This is a genomic window from Rufibacter ruber, from assembly GCF_001647275.1.
GTDB lineage: Bacteria > Bacteroidota > Bacteroidia > Cytophagales > Hymenobacteraceae > Nibribacter > Nibribacter ruber_C.
The window spans coordinates 155028-172723 of record NZ_LRMM01000002.1; the positions used below are offsets into that span (position 1 = coordinate 155028).

General features: G+C 48.5%; 13 protein-coding genes. 11 read left to right on the forward strand and 2 right to left on the reverse strand.

Going from position 1 to position 17696, the window contains the following annotated elements; genetic code table 11:
• Positions 1-21: 21 nt before the first annotated feature.
• A complete protein-coding gene (locus tag A8O25_RS01650; RefSeq protein WP_066829865.1) occupies positions 22-3042 on the reverse strand; it encodes an AsmA-like C-terminal region-containing protein in 3021 nt (1006 codons plus the stop codon).
• A 43-nt stretch (positions 3043-3085) separates the two neighbouring features.
• Between A8O25_RS01650 and A8O25_RS01655 the strand changes: the two genes are divergently transcribed.
• Complete coding sequence (locus A8O25_RS01655) at positions 3086-4153, forward strand: PorP/SprF family type IX secretion system membrane protein (RefSeq protein WP_074987923.1); 1068 nt, start codon at positions 3086-3088, stop codon at positions 4151-4153.
• Positions 4154-4228: 75 nt separating this feature from the next.
• Positions 4229-5416 (forward strand): gliding motility lipoprotein GldJ, encoded by a 1188-nt coding sequence (gene gldJ / locus A8O25_RS01660; RefSeq protein ID WP_066829871.1) that lies wholly within the window; start codon positions 4229-4231, stop codon positions 5414-5416.
• 86 nt (positions 5417-5502) lie between these two features.
• Here gldJ and A8O25_RS01665 read toward each other — a convergent pair whose 3' ends face one another.
• Positions 5503-6207 (reverse strand): ComF family protein, encoded by a 705-nt coding sequence (locus tag A8O25_RS01665; protein WP_241498907.1) that lies wholly within the window; start codon positions 6205-6207, stop codon positions 5503-5505.
• A gap of 78 nt (positions 6208-6285) precedes the next feature.
• On the opposite strand from A8O25_RS01665, the gene A8O25_RS01670 reads away from it, so the two are divergent.
• The 9 genes from A8O25_RS01670 (at position 6286) to A8O25_RS01715 (ending at position 17629) form a co-directional block, all read left to right on the forward strand.
• Positions 6286-6633 (forward strand): carboxymuconolactone decarboxylase family protein, encoded by a 348-nt coding sequence (locus A8O25_RS01670; protein ID WP_066829877.1) that lies wholly within the window; start codon positions 6286-6288, stop codon positions 6631-6633.
• Between the two features lie 284 nt (positions 6634-6917).
• Entirely contained in the window at positions 6918-7262 is a 345-nt protein-coding gene (locus A8O25_RS01675; protein ID WP_066829942.1) for a hypothetical protein, read from the forward strand.
• On the forward strand, positions 7259-8032 hold the full coding sequence (locus A8O25_RS01680; RefSeq protein WP_066829879.1) for an exodeoxyribonuclease III: 774 nt from the start codon (positions 7259-7261) through the stop codon (positions 8030-8032). The genes A8O25_RS01675 and A8O25_RS01680 overlap by 4 nt, the downstream gene beginning before the upstream one ends.
• A 923-nt stretch (positions 8033-8955) precedes the next feature.
• On the forward strand, positions 8956-12273 hold the full coding sequence (locus A8O25_RS01690) for a DUF4175 family protein (protein ID WP_066829884.1): 3318 nt from the start codon (positions 8956-8958) through the stop codon (positions 12271-12273).
• A gap of 33 nt (positions 12274-12306) precedes the next feature.
• Positions 12307-12714, forward strand: coding sequence for an ATP-binding protein (locus tag A8O25_RS01695; RefSeq protein WP_066829887.1), 408 nt, complete (start codon positions 12307-12309; stop codon positions 12712-12714).
• Entirely contained in the window at positions 12707-13138 is a 432-nt protein-coding gene (gene ybeY, locus A8O25_RS01700; protein WP_066829890.1) for an rRNA maturation RNase YbeY, read from the forward strand. The genes A8O25_RS01695 and ybeY overlap by 8 nt, the downstream gene beginning before the upstream one ends.
• Before the next feature lie 70 nt (positions 13139-13208).
• Entirely contained in the window at positions 13209-15071 is a 1863-nt protein-coding gene (gene mnmG, locus A8O25_RS01705; RefSeq protein WP_066829893.1) for a tRNA uridine-5-carboxymethylaminomethyl(34) synthesis enzyme MnmG, read from the forward strand.
• A 1-nt stretch (position 15072) separates the two neighbouring features.
• A complete protein-coding gene (locus A8O25_RS01710) occupies positions 15073-15960 on the forward strand; it encodes a class I SAM-dependent methyltransferase (protein WP_066829895.1) in 888 nt (295 codons plus the stop codon).
• A 70-nt stretch (positions 15961-16030) separates the two neighbouring features.
• Complete coding sequence (locus A8O25_RS01715) at positions 16031-17629, forward strand: Ig-like domain-containing domain (protein ID WP_066829898.1); 1599 nt, start codon at positions 16031-16033, stop codon at positions 17627-17629.
• Positions 17630-17696 lie beyond the last annotated feature (67 nt).

The window sequence follows — 17696 nt, forward strand, 5'->3', positions numbered from 1 at the left end:
GGCGCACAGGGTGGATACCTCTTACTTTTTGGTAGTGTCTGCCGGAGTGGCCGCAGCTGGTTTCTTTGTCCGGTTAAAGAGTTTGTTCAACTGGTTCTGCGCTTCGCTTTTCACTTTTGCCTCAGCCTCCTGCCGCTTCTTCTCCAGTTCCTGCTGGGCTTTGAGTTTGGCGGCTTCCTGCTGTCTGGCCAGTTCGGCTTTCAGGCTGTCTGTGTTGGTGGCATTCTTTACTGGCAGTTTATCTTTCAGCACGTTCTCCAGCTTGTTTGTCACTACCTGCTTCACAATATTAGAGGCTTCGGCTTTGAGGCTGCTGCCCTTCAGCGCCACTGATGGGTCTTTGTATGGACCCGTAACGCCTAACTGCAGTGTCACCCGCTCCAGCCCCTGCAGGTTCTGCACCCCAGACAGGCTGGTCAGCTTGCTCGCCAGGGCATTTCCCACCTTGCCAGAGGGTACGTCCATGGCTACTACATAGTCAAGCTTCCCGCCCAGGTTGCTGGTACCGCCCACGGTCATTTTAATGTCTTTCACTTCAAACTCAAACGGCTTCATTACCAGGTTACCTGCCACTATCTCAGCCGCAAAGCCTTTGTTCTTGATGGTGAAGTTCTGCACCTCAGACAAATTGGTGAGGCTGCTGATTTTGGAGAGTGCCTTCACGTTGGTCACTACCGCCTCTACCACTTCTACCAGACCTTTGCCAGAAAGGGTGCTCATCACCGGCATCATGTCACTGCCCAGTTCACCACTCAGGTTAAAGTTGGTGGAAAACTGCCCTTTCAGGAGGTTGGCTATGGGCGCCACCTGCTGAATGGTGTTAAAGGCCTGGAAGGAACGCTGAAAATCCAGGTTCTTGATATTCAACCCGAAAGCGAATTTAGGGTGGATTAAATCCCTGGAATCATACGTGCCCGTTGTGGAAAACTGGCCTCCCAGGGTATTGAAAGACACATCTTCGAGTTTGGCAATCTGATCTTTCAAACTAACCTTGCCGTTGAGGTTCTGCAGTTTAAGGTTGTTATACACCACCGTCCCTATCTGGGCATTTAACAACATATCCAGATTAGCCGGTACCTGCACAACCCCCTGCGCCTCCTGGGTAGTGGAGGCGGGAACTGCCTGGCCGGTGTGTTCGTCTACCATCCATTCATTCACATTGAAGTTGCTGGACTGCAAGGTAAAGTTTCCGCGCAGCGGCTGGTTTTCTGAGAAGAGGTAGCCCATGTAGTTAGACACCGTACCGTTCATCTGCACATCACTTTTACCCAGAAACCCGTTTAGCTGCTGCAGCCGCACCTGCTCATTGTTAAAGGTAGCGGTGGCGCTGTTAATGCGCATGCCCTGCGGCAGATCTGTGCTCTTGTAGGCTAGCTGGTTGATGGTGACGGTCCCGCTGGACTGAACGTTGCCGTAGCGCCCTGCCTCTACGTCTGTCATCTTGCCCTTGGCCTGCACGTTGCCGGCCATACGGCCGCTCAGGGTGGTGCCTTCAATAGGGAATATCTTGGTCAGCTTGGTCAAATCAAGCACCCCGGTTACGGCCGCATCAAACTGGGGCTGGCTCAGGTTCTTGATAGAAACTCTACCTTCTAAAGGCTCCTTGTCCAGCAGCATCTTAAAGCGGGAGACCTGAATATCAGTGTCCATGGCGTTGCCAGTGGTGTTGGTGACGGTAGATGCCACGGTCACTTGCTCCAGCGGGGCAGGGAAGGAGGAAGACTTCACGTAGCCGTTGGTCAGGTTCAGCTTGGCGCTCATGACAGGCATGTGGTTCTCAAAGTAGACCCCATTGGCTTTGGCATCTACATCCAGCAGACCGCGCAGGGTAGTGCCTTCCAGGGGGAAAACCTTGGTCATTTCAGCAAGATCCAGCCTGGCCTGCAGGTTTCCGTCTACTTTCATAGGTGACAGCCCGTCAATCAGCACTTGCCCGTCAATGGGGTTTTTCCCCAGTTCAAGGTGCAGCTTTTTGATGTTGACAACGGTATGGTCCAGGTTGCCGTCTGCGTTTTTCACACTCATGGCCACGTTTATATTCTTAGCCGCCTGCGGTAAATCAGGGTATTTGAAGGTTCCGTTGTTCACCGTAAGATCCACCCCAAAGCCGGGCAGGGTGGTTTCATTGAAAGTACCTTTCACGTACCCGTTGAAAGCAACTTTTCCATCGGTCTGAACATCTTTGAACTTGTCTGTGAAGACACCGGGCACCAGGGAGAACAGGTTTTTAAAATCTGTCTCCAAGGCTTTAAAGGTTAAGTCAAACTTAATGTCATCTGTAGGCATGGCAATAGAGCCGTCCAAGCCCAGGGCGAAATCATTCAGTCTAAAATTGTTGTCTTTGAAGGTATACACGCTGTTGGCCATGTCCATGGCCAGGGTCACCTCTGCGTTCAGTTTCTTGTTTTCAATGTAGTTGACATTGCCATAGGTCATGGTGAAGCGGTCTGCCTGGGTGTGGGTTTCCATGTCAAACACGTCTTTGGCCAGATCGCCGCTGCCGGTGTGCTGCACGTTGTATGCCGCCACGCCAAACGGAATGCTCAGGTCCTGGTAAATGATCTGGCCGTTGTTAATGGTCCACTTCTCAATGCCCATCTTGAAATCTGCCGTGTCTGTCTGGGCCGCGGCCGCCGTGTCTGGAATGAAAATATCCCAGTTGGCCATTCCGCTTTTAAGCACCAGCAGTTTAAGGCGGGGGTCCTGCATCTCAATTGATTTGATGACCATCTCATCACCGGTGATCACACTCATGAGGTCCAGACCCAGGGCAAAATCAGGCAGGTACGCCAATGTGTCGCGCTGAAAGGAGTCTTTGCCCACAATGGTCAGCTCTTTGATAGAAAGGCCCAGATCAGGAAATGTGCGGAAAAGCGATAGACTTACGTTATCAGTTTCGTATAGAACCTGAGCGTTGATGTTCTTGGCTATTTCTTTATCCAGCCTATCTTTGATCTTATCTTTGAAAAGAATGGGAACCAACGCGGCGGCGGCAATGAGCACTACAAAAAAGACGGCTATGCCAATGACTACTTTCTTCATATCTGTTGCTGTCTACTGAGCAGGTAAGTTTACTGATTTTAAAATGAATATAGGCTTTTTTAAGCTTCTGCAATTTACGTGCCGTGCTCTAAAGGCAAAGACAGTACTGCAAGCGGCAAAGATAGGTTGTTTTCTGGCCATCCAGAGTTCCGTTGCTCTGGCCCAGGAGACGCCCCTGTCCCAGCCTTATGCCCACCGTCTATTTCTAAACCCCGCGTTTACCGGTTTATTGTCTGATTACAGCGTTACTGCCGGCCACAGCTCTCAATGGACCGGGACCAACAGCGGGTACAGCACCCAGGTGCTGAGCGGGGAGTACCGTTTTTCTGAGAACCGGAATGCCGTTGGCCTCACTTTTGCCTCTGACCGGAGCCCGGCGGGCGGGTTCACCAAGCTACAGGCGGGCGCTCTTTACGCCTACCATACCAAATTGAGGCAACACCTGGATCTGAGTGTGGGCCTGCAGGCGGCGTATGGCAGCCTTAGCCCCAGCTCCCGACTGGTCTTTGAAGACCAGTTAGCCCCTGACGGCTCTATAACTTCACCTACCGCCGAAAGGAATTCGTTTGAACGGGCATCTTACGGTACCGTGGCCGCTGGTTTCCTGCTGTTCACCAGACAGTTCTGGGTGGGCGCCTCAGCCCAGCATTTAAACTCCCCCGCTCTTGGCGAATCTTCTGATAATACCATTCCCCCGGTGTTTCAGGCTCACACCGGCTACAGGTTTTATGTTAAACAGTATTTTGTACGAAATTTTTTCAAAGAAGTCAGCTTTATTCCTACTTTCTCGTATACGCAACAGCGTGCCTTTAAACGCGCTGATGCCACATTTTATGGTATTGTCACCCCCGTTACTATTGGTTTGGGATATAGCATGTTACCTGGTGAAAAAAATCTGCCCGCCGCCAGTACTATTTCTGGTTTGGCGGGCGTTTCGCATAAAGGATTCAAAATAGGGTATAGTTACCGGCACCCGCTGTCTGCCAGTCCTGTTGCTTTAGGTCCAACGCACGAGATTTCTCTTTCTTTTGAGAAGGTAGATTATCTCAAAATCTTTAAAAGATCAGGCACCGACAAAAATTACAATCGGATTGCTTGCCCGGCTTTCTAAAATTCTATATTATTGCGTGTTAATAGACATAACTAGTTTAGAGAATACAATTTTACCTGGTACTTACCAACATTTATGAGACTGTCTAAACAACTAATTTACGTGATGGCAGCAGGGGCGCTTGTTTTCAGCTCCTGTTCTAAGGATAGCAGGCCTACCAGCCGGAAACCTGGTAAAACCAGTACTGCTACCGGCATTGAGTATGATGATGAAGAAGGTGGCTTTGCCGTAGCAGATTACAGTGATATTCCTGAAGGACCAGGTCTTGTATTCATTGAAGGCGGTAGAACCACCCTTGGCTCTTCTGAGGAAGATATAGCCATGACCCGTGATAACATAGAGCGTACCGTAACCGTGGCTTCTTTCTACATGGATGAAGCTGAAGTAGCCAATATTCACTGGCTGGAATACCTGCACTATGTACGTAAAGACTCTTCTGAGGAGGTATATACCAGAGCTTTGCCAGACACAACGGTTTGGGAGCGTGAGTTGTCATTCAATGACCCTTACGTGAATTATTACCTGCGTTACCCAGGCTTCCGGTTTTACCCGGTGGTAGGGGTGAGCTGGCAGCAAGCCCAGGACTACTGTATCTGGCGTACCGCCATGGTGAACAAAGGCCTGGCTGCTAATTTTGACGGGGACCTTGCTGAAGGTGCTACGCCTCCCATTGAGTCTGGTGCTGTTCTGCCCAACTACCGCCTCCCAACAGAAGCAGAATGGGAATATGCCGCCCAGGCGTTGATTGGTGTTCAGCTAGACGAAGAAGAAAACCAGTTGAACAAGCGTATCTACCCATGGGATGGGCACCAGGTGCGTAACCCGTATGGCAAAAACCAGGGTCAGTTCCTGGCTAACTTCAAACGGGGCCGTGGTGACTACGCCGGTATTGCCGGTTCTTTGAATGATGGCGCCATGATCACTGAGTATGTATACGCATACCCACCCAATGATTTCGGTCTATACAACATGGCTGGTAACGTAAACGAGTGGGTACAAGATGTTTACCGCCCGCTTTCCTTCCAGGATGTAGAAGACTTGAACCCGGTACGCCGCAACGGGGTAATGGATGATTCTTCTAACTATGACGTGGCCGGCTTCCAGTCATTGATCACCAACACCGTGCGCGTGTACAAAGGCGGTTCCTGGAAAGACGTAGCCTACTGGTTATCACCCGGAACGCGTAGATTCATGGAACAGGATTCTGCCACTTCAACCATTGGTTTCCGTTGTGCCATGATCAACACCGGCTCAAACAAATAAAGAACAGTTTCAACTAGTTATAGAAAAAGGAGCCGTTAAACGGCTCCTTTTTTATTTATTAAGGTTCCCAGATATCACAGGGACACCTACAAAGTATACGCAATAGCCGCCACACTTACCGTACTTGCCCCACCGCTTAACAAGACATTGGCACAAGCCTCAAGCGTGGCTCCGGTGGTGATGACATCATCTACAAGCAATACATGTTTCCCCTTGATGGCAGCAGGGTTCAGGAGGGCATACAACTCCCGCATGGCTTCCCAACGGGATAACCGGTTTTTCTTGGTTTGCGTGCCGGTGCTCCTTTTCTTTTGCAAAGCCTGCTCTGCTACCGGCACCTCTAGCGCCTGCGCAATTTCTTTGGCAAAGGCCGCCACCTGGTTATAGCCCCGCTGCTGCAGTTTCTGCTTGTGCAACGGGATAGGAACCACCACCTCAATGCGCTGGAAAGCCCCGTGCTCCTGCATGTTCTTTCCTAACCACCTTCCCAAAACTTCCCCCACTTCTTCCTGCCCACGGTACTTGAGCTGGTGCAATAGCCGCTGCACCCGGCTTTTCTCCTGAAATTTCAGGTACGCCACCGCCAGTTGGACAGGCACCCTTCCCCAGAAAACCTGGTGCACGGCATTGTCAGTAGGGCAGAGGTGGAAATTGGTGTACGGCAGCTTGATCCGGCAGTGGCTACAGATCACTTCTTCGCCCATAGCCAGCTCGCCGGCACACGCCTGGCATTCCTCCGGGAAAAGCAACGCCAGAAAATCCTGGTATAACGTGCGAAAGCTTGAAGTCAACAGCTGCATAAAAACAAGTGCAGATTTTGGTGTAACTTTACAGTAGGCAGACATCGCCCTATCTAATTTGTGACAACAATGAGCCTAGTAAAAGAATTCAACGACTACCGCACCCGCATGAATGAAAAAATCATGGCCGCGGATAATAAAGTAATCAAGCGCTTTTTCAACCTGGACACCAACGCCTACGCTGAAGGCGCCTTAGATGTGAAGACCAAGGAAATGCTGGGCCTGGCCTGCTCCATGGTGCTCCGTTGCGATGACTGCATCAAATACCATTTGGGCAAATGCTTTGAGTGCGGCCTCACTGATGAAGAGGTATATGAGATTTTCTCCATCGCCAACCTGATTGGCGGTTCTATTGTGATCCCCCATTTCAGGAGAGCCGTGGAATATTGGGAAGAGTTAAAGAACGAAAATGCCTAACTCTGTTGTTCTCACTTTACTTCCGTTTTAGGCCTGTTTTTATCAAAACAGCCCGAAAACGGAAGTATCAGGAAAGGGAAATAGGCAACGGCTTTGTAAAGAAGAGGATCTTACCCACGGTTTAGGTCTTACCTCTTTCTGAGCTTTCAGGCAGATCATCTTTCCCTGATTCAGAAGAACAAATTAAACTATTGATTATCTGGCTGTTACCCGGCACTATATAGAGCAAACTGTTGCAGTTCACTGCTTTTGGTCATGTTAACAGCCACACATTCATTTCCCCCATGGAGAACGAAGAAGATTTTGATGTCCGGTGGGCGGCGCTGCGGCAGGAGATAAAGAGCATTTTTGGGAAGAAGCCAGATTTGAATGCCATTTTATTTCTGATTGGCGTGCAGGAGCTAGGGCAGGGGGTGCAGGAGTTCACCAAAGAACAGAAACAGGATCTCATGCACATTGCCACCTGCAAATTGCTCAGCCTGTCTGGCTATTATGAACTGGAAGGACTTGATCAGGAGGGATGGCCTCACTGGAAGTCTGTGAAACCGCTGCCGGCCTGTAATTTAAAAGAGCAGGAGCGAATGCTCAAGTGGCACGCGCTGGAGTATTTTGATCAAATGAACAAATGAAAATCATCAGTTATAATGTTAACGGCATAAGAGCGGCCGTCACAAAAGGGTTTGTTGACTGGGTAAGGGCTGCCAACCCAGACGTGCTGTGCCTGCAGGAAATCAAAGCAGACGTAACCAAGTTTGACAAAGCCCCCTTTGAGGAACTTGGCTACCACGTGTACCTGCACCCCGCCATCAAGAAAGGCTACAGCGGCGTGGCCATCCTTTCAAAGGTAGAGCCTAAGAATGTCTGCATTGGCTGTGGCATTGACCAGTATGACCAGGAGGGAAGGGTAATCAGAGCCGACTACAACGGGTATTCTGTGCTGAACGTGTACATGCCCTCTGGCTCCAGTGGCGAGCATCGGCAGGCGTTCAAGATGGAATGGCTGCGCGATTTTCAACAGTACATTCGGGAATTGAAGAACTCTGTAGAAGGTTTAGTGATTTGCGGTGACTATAACATCTGCCACCAGGCCATAGATATCCACAACCCCAAGGCCAATGCCAACAGTTCTGGTTTCCTGCCGGAGGAACGCAACTGGTTCAGCGGCTTTTTGCAAGACGGGTACATTGATTCCTTCCGGCACTTCAACCCAGAACCTCATCATTACACCTGGTGGAGCTACCGTTTTAATGTACGGGAGAAGAACTTGGGCTGGCGCATTGATTACCTGCTGGTTTCTGAGCACCTGAAGCCGCTCATGAAACGGGCCGCTATTCTACCCGAAGCCAAGCATTCTGACCATTGCCCGGTGCTGCTGGAGATGCACCCGGTAGAGGCCTAAGATATCTTATTTTCCAAAGCCGTGTTTTCGGCCTGTTTTCTCAAAAACAGGCTGAAAACACGGCTTTTTGTTGTTCATACCTCACTTTACTATCAACAGATGTTCAAATTATAATTGAGCCATTCTACACTTACTTCAGAACATAAACATTTGTCTACTACTACTTTAAAATTTATTTTCTCTGATAGTTTATAAGAATTTAGGTGGAAAACTTTAGAAACAAATTTATTGGACACTATTCCCGTTCATTACTAAGATTCTTTTCAGCAAGACAAACTATGTACTCTTTGTCTTTATATCTACATGCCTGTACGGCTGAAGAATCTTGTGGAGAAGTTAGATAAATAATTACTGGTCTCTACTCCTGCTCGATATAAAGCGTTATCAGTACTATTGAAGAAGACTTTAAAGGTTACTGTCTCTGCGCTTAGCTTCAAACCTGTTGAGAAGAATTTATCTGTCTGGCGCCAGCGTCTGCATGTGCAAGACTTGAACCTGCAGTTTGAATCTATCTTATACACATCTTCTATCCGCAAAGGCAGGTACTTGCGCCAGAGACAAGAAAAGCTATAGCCAGTGTACCAATCAAAGAACAGCAGTGGCAGGAAAGGCGCCTTACTTCTCTTTGCTTTCTTCTTTTACCTGTTCAACTATCAAATCCTTTCAGGTGCACGGGAGGGAGTAGCTGCGGGGCCTTCTTTTCTAATCTTATTTTCCCTCTCTGTTTCTGTTTTTTGGCTTATTTTCCTGAAAACAGGCCAAAAACAGGTGGCACTTTGGTCAAATCAGAGAATTAACAATAAATTAGTAAGCCTAAGAGTTAATACTCTACAGATCAAATACGTATGGGTATAGTGAAACAGTGCTCCAGAATCTTATCTGAGAGGCTGTAGGGGCTACTTTTCTTTAATCAATTACAAAGTATGCGGGCTGCCGGATCATTACAGACTGTATTAGAGCAGCTTCAGGCGTTCAAGCGCAAGTTTTATCTGAACCTGCTGGTAAAGGGAGCATTATTGGCAACGGGGCTGGTGCTGTCTTCTTTCCTGCTTATCACGCTGCTGGAGTATTATTTTTATTTCCAGCCAGAGGTGCGGGCATTTCTCTTGTTTTCGTTTCTGGCCATTAGCGCGTTTGCGGTGGTAAGATGGCTCTGGACACCGCTACTGGCGTTGGCCAACCTGAAAAAGCTGCTCTCAGATGAGCAGGCGGCCCGGCAGGTGGCCCAATATTTCCCCGAGATCCAGGACCGGCTCCTGAACCTGCTCCAGCTTAAGAACGTGGCCCTGACCAATGAGCTGGTGGCGGCCAGCGTAGAGCAGCGCTCAGAAGAACTGGCCACCTACCAGTTCCCTGAAAGGATAAAGCTTACCCAGAACAAATCTTACTTCAAGTACCTGCTGCTGCCCTTGGTCCTGGTGCTGGTGCTGGCGTTCATTTACCCCACGCTGTTTGTGCAGGGCACCGAACGCATTATCAACTTTAAGACCCATTACTCCCCAGAGGCACCGTTTAAGTTTCAAATTCAAAATGAGTTGCTGCAGGCTTTTAAAGGAGAGGATTTTCAACTGAAAGTATCTATTGAAGGCAATTCAGTGCCCGAAGAAGTAGCGTTGGTTCTTGACGGGAGGGAAATCCCGCTGAAGAGGGAGAAGGGCAACACGTATGTGCATGAGTTCCAGAAGGTGCAGGAGTCAGTAGACTTTCAGTTAACCGGAGCGGGTTTTTATTCTAAAACCAACCATTTGCGGGTGGTGGCACGTCCGGCGTTACGGCAGTTGCGGGCAGAGCTTAAATACCCCGCTTACCTGCGCAAACCCGCAGAGACCGTGACCAACACCGGCGATTTTACCGTGCCTGAAGGCACCCAGGTGACATGGCATCTGGCGGCAGAGAACGCAGACTCGCTTTGGTTACAGTTTGAGGCTCCCGCCCAAAAGGTGAAAGCGCAATTGCAAGACGAGGAATATGTAGTGAACAAGACGTTCATGCAAAGCCAGCGTTACAGCATGCACCTGCGCAACCGGTACTCCAGCAACAAAGAACAGATCTCTTACCAGATCATGGTGATCCCAGACCGGGCCCCTGAGATAACCTTAGAGCAGTTCCGGGATTCAGTGATGTATTCCTACCTGGTGGTAGGGGGAACCATTTCAGATGATTACGGTTTTAGCCGTCTGGCGCTGCATTACCGAGTGCTCAAAGGCAATAACGGTAGCACAGGCTACAAAACGGTTTCAATTCCATTTAATGGCTCCCTGCCCACCCAGTCTTATTTCCACCAGCTCAACCTGAAGCAGTTCAACCTGCAACCCGGTGACAAGCTTGAATATTTTGTGCAGGTGGCTGACAATGACCAGGTGCCGCAACCTAAGAGCGCCCGCACGTCTACGTTCACCTTTAAATACCCAGACCCGGCTGAACTGCAGAAATCAATTGAGCAGACGTCTCAGCAGGTGCAGTCACAGATGAAGTCTTCGCTCAACAAGGCAGAGGAACTCAAGAAATCACTGGAACAGAACGAAGAGAAGACCAAGCTCAAGCGGGAGCTTTCTTACCAGGACAAAAAGGCGCTGCAGGAACTGGCTGAGAAGAAGAAAGCCCTGCAGGAAGACCTGGAGGCGCTCAAGAAAATGAATGAGCAGCTGAACCAGCAGCAGGACCAGTTTTCGCCTAAAAACGAAAAACTAGCCGAGAAACGCGACCAGCTCCAGAAGATGATGGACCAGCTGCTGGATGAGGAAACCAAAAAACTGTACCAGGAACTGGAGAAGCTCCTGCAGCAGAAACAGCCAGACCCCGCGCAAATTCAGCCGTTGCTGGACAAACTCAACAACAAAGAGGAAAACCTGCAGAAAGAGCTGGACCGGCTGCTGGAAATGTTCAAGCAGCTGCAGGTAGAACAGAAGCTGGACAACGCCATGCAGAAGCTAGAAGATCTGGCCAAGAAACAGGAAGACCTGGCCATGAAAACGGCTGACCAGAAAAACAAGGCTGACCAAAACCTGCAACAGGAGCAGAAGAACCTACAGGAGCAGTTTAAGCAAATGCAGGAAGACCTCAAAGAGGCTGAAAAACTGAACGAGCAGTTGGAGCACCCTGAAGACATGCCAGAGACTGAGCAGCTGCAAGAGCAGATAGAACAGGAGCAGGAAGGGGCGCAGGAATCACTGCAGAAAGGGCAGAACCAGAAAGCCAGCCAACAGCAGAAATCTGCCGCCCAGAAAATGCAGAAAATGTCACAGCAGATGCAGAGCCAAGAAGCCAGCGCAGACATGCAGCAGATGCAACAGAACTTAGACCACCTGCGGGACATTCTGGAGAACCTGGTAACTCTATCCTTCGGTCAGGAGAAGCTGATGAAAGACTTTAGAAACGTGCAGCAGAGCGACCCCCGTTTCATTTCTATGGCGCAACAGCAGCTTAAACTGTCTGATGATGCCAAAATCATTGAAGACAGTTTACTTTCCCTGGCCAAACGCGTAATGCAGATACAGTCTTTTGTGACCAGAGAAGTGGGTGCCATGGAGGAGGAGATGCGCAAAAGCTCTGAGTCCATCAAAGACCGTAATCTGGGTAAAACGGGAACCCACCAGCAGTTAGCCATGACGTCTATGAACAACCTCGCCCTCATGCTCAGTGATGTGCAAAAGCAGATGCAACAGGCTATGATGGCGGCGCAGCAGAGCGGACCCGGCAAAAAGAAAGGCAAAGGCAAAAACGGCAAAGGCCAAAGTATGATGGGGCAGATGCAGCAGCAACTGAATGAGCAGATACAGCAGTTGCAAAAAAGCGGGCAAAGCGGCAAAGCGCTGTCTGAGCAGCTGGCCAAATTGGCGGCGCAGCAGGAAATGCTGCGCAATGCCATGAAAGAGCTGGCGCCGCCCTCTACGGCGCCGGGCAGCAAAGAAGCAGGGGAGAATCTCAGCAATTTGGGCAAGCTCATGGAACAAACCGAAACTGATCTCGTTAATAAACGTCTCACGGAGCAGACAATGATGCGGCAGAAAGAGATTTTGACTAGATTGCTGCAGGCTGAAAAAGCCGCCAATGAACGGGACCTGGATGAAAAAAGGGAAGCGAATACGGCTAAGGAGTTGCCTGCCCGCATTCCACCTTCATTGCAGAAGTACCAGGAACGGCAGAAACAGCAGACAGAATCGCTCCGTCAGAACCTACCGGCTTTAACTCCTTATTATAAAAAGCAAGTAGATGCTTATTTTAAGCAATTAGGTTATTAGATTTGCAGACATTTCAGATATAGTAAACATATTATGAATCAAGTAAAAATTCAGATTCCGTCCATCATTGAGAATATCAGGATCGTGGAGAGCTTCATTGACAACTCGCGTGAGAAATTCCAGATTGAAGACGACATCTATGGCAACATTATGGTTGCTGTTACGGAATCTGTCAACAACGCCATTAGACATGGTAACAAGTTTGATAAGGATAAAAACGTTTATCTTTCTCTTTTTGTAGAGCCCAACCAACTGCGGTTTGAAGTAGAAGATGAAGGAAACGGGTTTGACCCTGAATCATTGTCTGATCCAACCGCCCCAGAAAATCTGGAGAACCCAGGCGGGAGAGGCATCTTCTTAATGCGTAACCTCTGTGATGATGTTTCTTTCAGCAATGACGGCCGCACCGTATCGTTAACCTTCAATATTGCCAATGCCTGAGTTGCCCATTGAGTTTTTTGCTGAAGACGTAGAGTTTGAGGTAAAGAACGAGCAAAGAGTTAAAGAGTGGCTTTTTGAAATAATAGAAAATTATTCCTTCGAGTTAGAATCTTTGAACTACATTTTTTGTTCTGACGAATATCTTCATCAGATGAATGTAGAATACTTAGATCATGATACACTCACTGATGTCATCACCTTTGATAATTCCGATGTAGAGGGAGTTATTGAAGGTGATGTTTTCATTAGTATAGACCGCATTGTTGACAACGCTGCCTCTTTCCACATTTCACCAGAAGAAGAACTTCACCGGGTTATGGTCCACGGCCTTCTTCATCTGCTTGGATTTGAAGATAAAGGCGAAGAAAACCAAATTATAATGCGTTCTAAAGAAGATGCGTGTTTACAACTACGCAGGTTGTAAACACCAGACTGTATAGTTTTACCTCACTTATCAACAATGTTTCACGTGAAACATCAAAGTAATCCACACCATGTTCACAAGTTATGATGTAATAGTAGTAGGGGCGGGACATGCCGGATGTGAAGCTGCACATGCGGCCGCCACCATGGGATCGAAAGTATTACTCGTAACCATGAACATGAACACCATTGCCCAAATGTCATGCAACCCAGCTATGGGGGGCGTAGCCAAAGGGCAAATTGTAAGAGAAGTAGATGCCTTGGGTGGAATGAGCGGGATCATTACAGACAAGACTATGATCCAGTTCAGAATGCTTAATATGTCTAAAGGTCCCGCCATGTGGAGCCCCCGGGCCCAAAGTGACCGCATGCGGTTTGCAGAGGAATGGAGACTGGCGCTGGAACAGACACCTAACGTAGATTTCTGGCAGGAAATGGTGTCAGAGATAATAGTAGAAGGTGGCAGGGCAGTAGGGGTGAAGACAAGTTTGGGTCTGGAGATACGGGCCAAAGCCGTTGTGTTAACGAACGGAACCTTCTTGAACGGCATTATCCATATTGGTGAAAAGCAATTAGGTGGCGGTAGAGCCGCTGAAAAAGCAGCCAAAGGAATTACTGAGCAACTGGTGCAGCTAGGGTTTGAGGCAGGCCGTATGAAAACCGGTACTCCCCCCAGGGTAGACGGCCGTAGCCTGAACTATGAGGTTATGGAAGAACAGAAGGGAGATGAAAACCCATCAAAATTCTCCTATACAGATACTCCGGCACTGGGCAACCAGAGAAGCTGCTACATTACCTATACCAATACAAAGGTGCATGAGATTCTCAAAACGGGTTTTGAGCAATCACCCATGTTCCAGGGTAGAATCCAGGGGTTGGGTCCGCGGTACTGCCCATCCATTGAAGACAAGATCAACCGCTTCGCGGAACGCGACCGTCACCAAATTTTTGTAGAACCAGAGGGATGGAACACAGTTGAAGTGTATGTGAATGGCTTCTCCAGCTCCTTGCCAGAAGATGTGCAGTTCAAAGCACTGAGAGAAATCCAGGGGTTTGAGAATGCTAAAATGTTCAGACCTGGTTACGCCATTGAATATGACTTCTTCCCGCCCACCCAGTTAAACCTGACTCTGGAAACAAAGCTGGTGGAAAACCTCTATTTTGCGGGGCAGATTAATGGTACTACAGGTTATGAAGAAGCGGCGTGCCAAGGCCTTATGGCGGGAATTAACGCCCATAACAAGGTGCATAACGCAGAACCGTTTGTTCTGAAAAGATCAGAGGCATACATTGGTGTTTTGATTGATGACCTAGTAAACAAAGGCACTAATGAGCCTTACCGCATGTTTACCTCACGGGCAGAGCACCGCATCTTGTTACGCCAGGACAACGCTGACCTTAGGCTAACAGAAAAAGGCTTCCAATTGGGCTTGGCCTCTGAGGAGCGGCTGCAAAAGGTAAACCGCAAGAAACAGGAAACCCAGGAAGTACTGACGTATCTGCAGCAAAAGGGAATAGAGCCAGAAGAAGTGAACGCCATGCTCCTTTCGCTGAACTCTGCCCCCATAAGTGAAAGAGCCAAAGCCGGTAATCTGTTAAAGCGGCCAAACGTTGATCTGGAGCATCTGCTGCAATCTTCAGAAAGCCTGAACCTGTACCTGAGCAAGTATTTGCCAGAAAGTTTAGAGCAGGCGGTTATTCTTTTGAAATATGCGAGCTATATTGACAAAGAAAATCAGATGGCCTCTAAGATGGAGGAGCTGGAAAATTACCGCATTAAAGACCGGCTGGACTACAAAGCTATCACCGCGCTTTCAAACGAAGCCCGTGAGAAACTGCTGAAAGTACAGCCAGAAACCTTAGGACAAGCATCGCGCATCAGTGGCGTGTCTCCCGCAGATATCTCCATCCTGATGGTATACTTAGGAAAATAGAATGAGCTACGAACGGCTAGACCATTGCCCCATTTGTTCAAAAACAGATTTTAAGAATTTTCTAGTAGTACAAGACAAGAGTGTGAGCCAGGAGAGCTTTGTCATTGTGCAGTGTACCAACTGCCAGCTCAAGTTCACAAATCCGCGGCCAGAAGAAGGAAGCATTGGTCCATACTATGCCTCTGAAGCCTATATTTCACACTCAGATACCAGCAAAGGTCTACTGAACAAAACCTACCGACTGGTCAGGTCCATGGCAGTAAAAACCAAAGTAGATCTGGTAAACCGTTTGGGCAACAAAGGCAAAATCCTGGACTACGGTTGCGGGGTGGGGTATTTCCTGCAGGCGTGCCAAAAACAGGGTTGGGAGGTAGAAGGCATAGAGCCAAATGAACAGGCCAGAAAACAGACAGAAGAAAAAATTGGGAAACCCTTGGTTCAAGGCCCGCTGCAGAATCTGGCTGAGGAAACTTTTGAGGTGATTACGCTTTGGCATGTGTTGGAGCACGTACACACATTAAATGAAACGCTCAAAGAATTGGTGCGGGCAACCAAAAAAGGGGGACATTTAGTCATTGCCGTACCTAATGCAGATTCATATGACGCCAAAAAGTATGGAGCAGATTGGGCAGCGTATGATGTTCCCCGGCATTTGTACCACTTCAACAAAGCCAGCATGCAGAAGCTTCTGAAAAAGCACAAGCTGGATCTAAAGGAAGTTCTCCCCATGAAGTGGGATTCTTACTACGTGAGCATCCTGAGTGAGAAGTACAAGCACGGGCAAACCAAGATGCTGGATTCTTTCTTCACCGGTTTCAGGTCTAACCTGCACGGGGCCAAAAACGGAAACTCCTATTCAAGCCAGATCTTTATTGCCCAGAAAAAATAAAAGACGATCACACAAAATAAAAATGACCTTATAGCGCTACTATAAGGTCATTTCCATTTTACCGCCAAAAATGAAAAAACAGCTCAAAAACGCAGTGTATTGGGTTTCACTCCTCATGATAACCGGGTGCGCCAACATTGGGAGTCCCTCTGGTGGACCCAAAGATGTCACGGCTCCAAAATTACTCAGCACCAACCCAAAAGACGGCCAAACCAACGTAAAGCCTAAAACCATTGTCTTAACTTTCAATGAAGCCATACAAACCATTGATCTTTACCGCCAGCTCATTGTGGCCCCTTATACAGAGGCCACCTTCAAAGAGAAGATAAAAGACGGCACCCTGGAGCTGGAGTTCACGCAACCCTGGGAGGAAAACACCACCTACAGCCTTAACTTCAGAAACAGCATAGCAGATGTCACAGAGAAAAATTTAGCAAAAAGCGTGGTCATTACCTTTAGTACCGGTAGCCAGCTAGATTCAGGGAGAGTAAGCGGCACGGTAAAAGCCTTGTATAGCGCCACTGTCCCAAAAGACGTGAACGTACTGCTGTACCCAACCAGGGACACCGCTCAGATCAGAAACGGGCGGCCTCTGTATGTGACCACAGCAGATTCTACAGGTACCTTCAGCTTCAGGAACATAAAAGTTGGCAACTATTACATCTATGCGCTGTCAGAAACCAACAATAACCTCAGGTATGACAATGAAAGTGAACTGATAGCATATGCCTCAGACTCCATTGTGGTACAACCGGCCGTAGATGAGCTCAACATGATCTTGCATACCCAAGACATCACACCGCCCCGGGTAATCACCAAAAGAAGTTTTACCAATGTGTATGAAGTAGAGTATGCAGAAGGCCTCACCTACGTACAAATAACCAGCATTGAGCCAACCCCCAGTGAGGCAAGATGGACTTTGACTGAAAACGGGAAGACCGTGAGGGTCTACCCGGTAGTGGCAGAAGAGCAGAAATGGCTGTTCCTGGCCACAGACAGCGCCTCTATTCAAAGAACAGATACAGTCACCACCCGTTTGTCTGGGAAAGCAGCACCCAGAACCATCAAAAGCTTTGAAGTGCTGAACGGAACCGCAGTAAAGGCCACAGACACGTTAAAACTGAGATTTGAGCTTCCTACCAAAGTTATTAATCCGGCGGGAGCCGTAACACTCGTCTTTGACACCACCACCACAGTAACCACTACAGACGCAAAACAATTAAGGTGGAACAAAAACCAGACAGAGGCCACTCTACTACTGCCCTTGCAGGCAACCCGTGAAATCAGCCTCAGCATTGACACCACCAAAATAGTACCGTTCATTGGGGCACCGTATGCCAGTGCCACCACTAAGCTACAAGTGATCAAAAAGACCAATACCGGTAGCTTAAAAGTAGTCACCAGCACCACTGAAAAAAACTACACCATTCAGCTGCTCCGGGAGAACAAGGTGGTCAGGGAGGCCAGAAACGTAAAAACTGTTTTATGGGAAAACCTGGTGCCAGCTAAATACCAGGTACGGGTACTGGTTGACACCAATGGCAACGGAAAATGGGATAACGGCTTATTAAGCCAAAGAAGGCAACCCGAACCAGTCATCCTTCACCCGGAAATCTATGAGATCAGGGCAGATTGGGAAATTGAAATGAGCCCTCCGCTTACGTTTTAACCCAACCCTTCCAATAACTTTCATTTTCTGACATTCCTGTTTTCGGGCTGTTTTTCTAAAAACAGCC

Excerpts from the sequence above, each read along its gene's own strand:
- mnmG (WP_066829893.1), top strand. The coding sequence starts at position 13,209 with ATGTTCACAAGTTATGATGTAATAGTAGTAGGGGCGGGACATGCCGGA.
- A8O25_RS01675 (WP_066829942.1), top strand. The coding sequence starts at position 6,918 with ATGGAGAACGAAGAAGATTTTGATGTCCGGTGGGCGGCGCTGCGGCAG.
- A8O25_RS01710 (WP_066829895.1), top strand. The coding sequence starts at position 15,073 with ATGAGCTACGAACGGCTAGACCATTGCCCCATTTGTTCAAAAACAGAT.
- A8O25_RS01680 (WP_066829879.1), top strand. The coding sequence starts at position 7,259 with ATGAAAATCATCAGTTATAATGTTAACGGCATAAGAGCGGCCGTCACA.
- A8O25_RS01655 (WP_074987923.1), top strand. The coding sequence starts at position 3,086 with ATGAATATAGGCTTTTTTAAGCTTCTGCAATTTACGTGCCGTGCTCTA.
- ybeY (WP_066829890.1), top strand. The coding sequence starts at position 12,707 with ATGCCTGAGTTGCCCATTGAGTTTTTTGCTGAAGACGTAGAGTTTGAG.
- A8O25_RS01715 (WP_066829898.1), top strand. The coding sequence starts at position 16,031 with ATGAAAAAACAGCTCAAAAACGCAGTGTATTGGGTTTCACTCCTCATG.
- gldJ (WP_066829871.1), top strand. The coding sequence starts at position 4,229 with ATGAGACTGTCTAAACAACTAATTTACGTGATGGCAGCAGGGGCGCTT.
- A8O25_RS01690 (WP_066829884.1), top strand. The coding sequence starts at position 8,956 with ATGCGGGCTGCCGGATCATTACAGACTGTATTAGAGCAGCTTCAGGCG.
- A8O25_RS01650 (WP_066829865.1), bottom strand. The coding sequence starts at position 3,042 with ATGAAGAAAGTAGTCATTGGCATAGCCGTCTTTTTTGTAGTGCTCATT.
- A8O25_RS01695 (WP_066829887.1), top strand. The coding sequence starts at position 12,307 with ATGAATCAAGTAAAAATTCAGATTCCGTCCATCATTGAGAATATCAGG.
- A8O25_RS01670 (WP_066829877.1), top strand. The coding sequence starts at position 6,286 with ATGAGCCTAGTAAAAGAATTCAACGACTACCGCACCCGCATGAATGAA.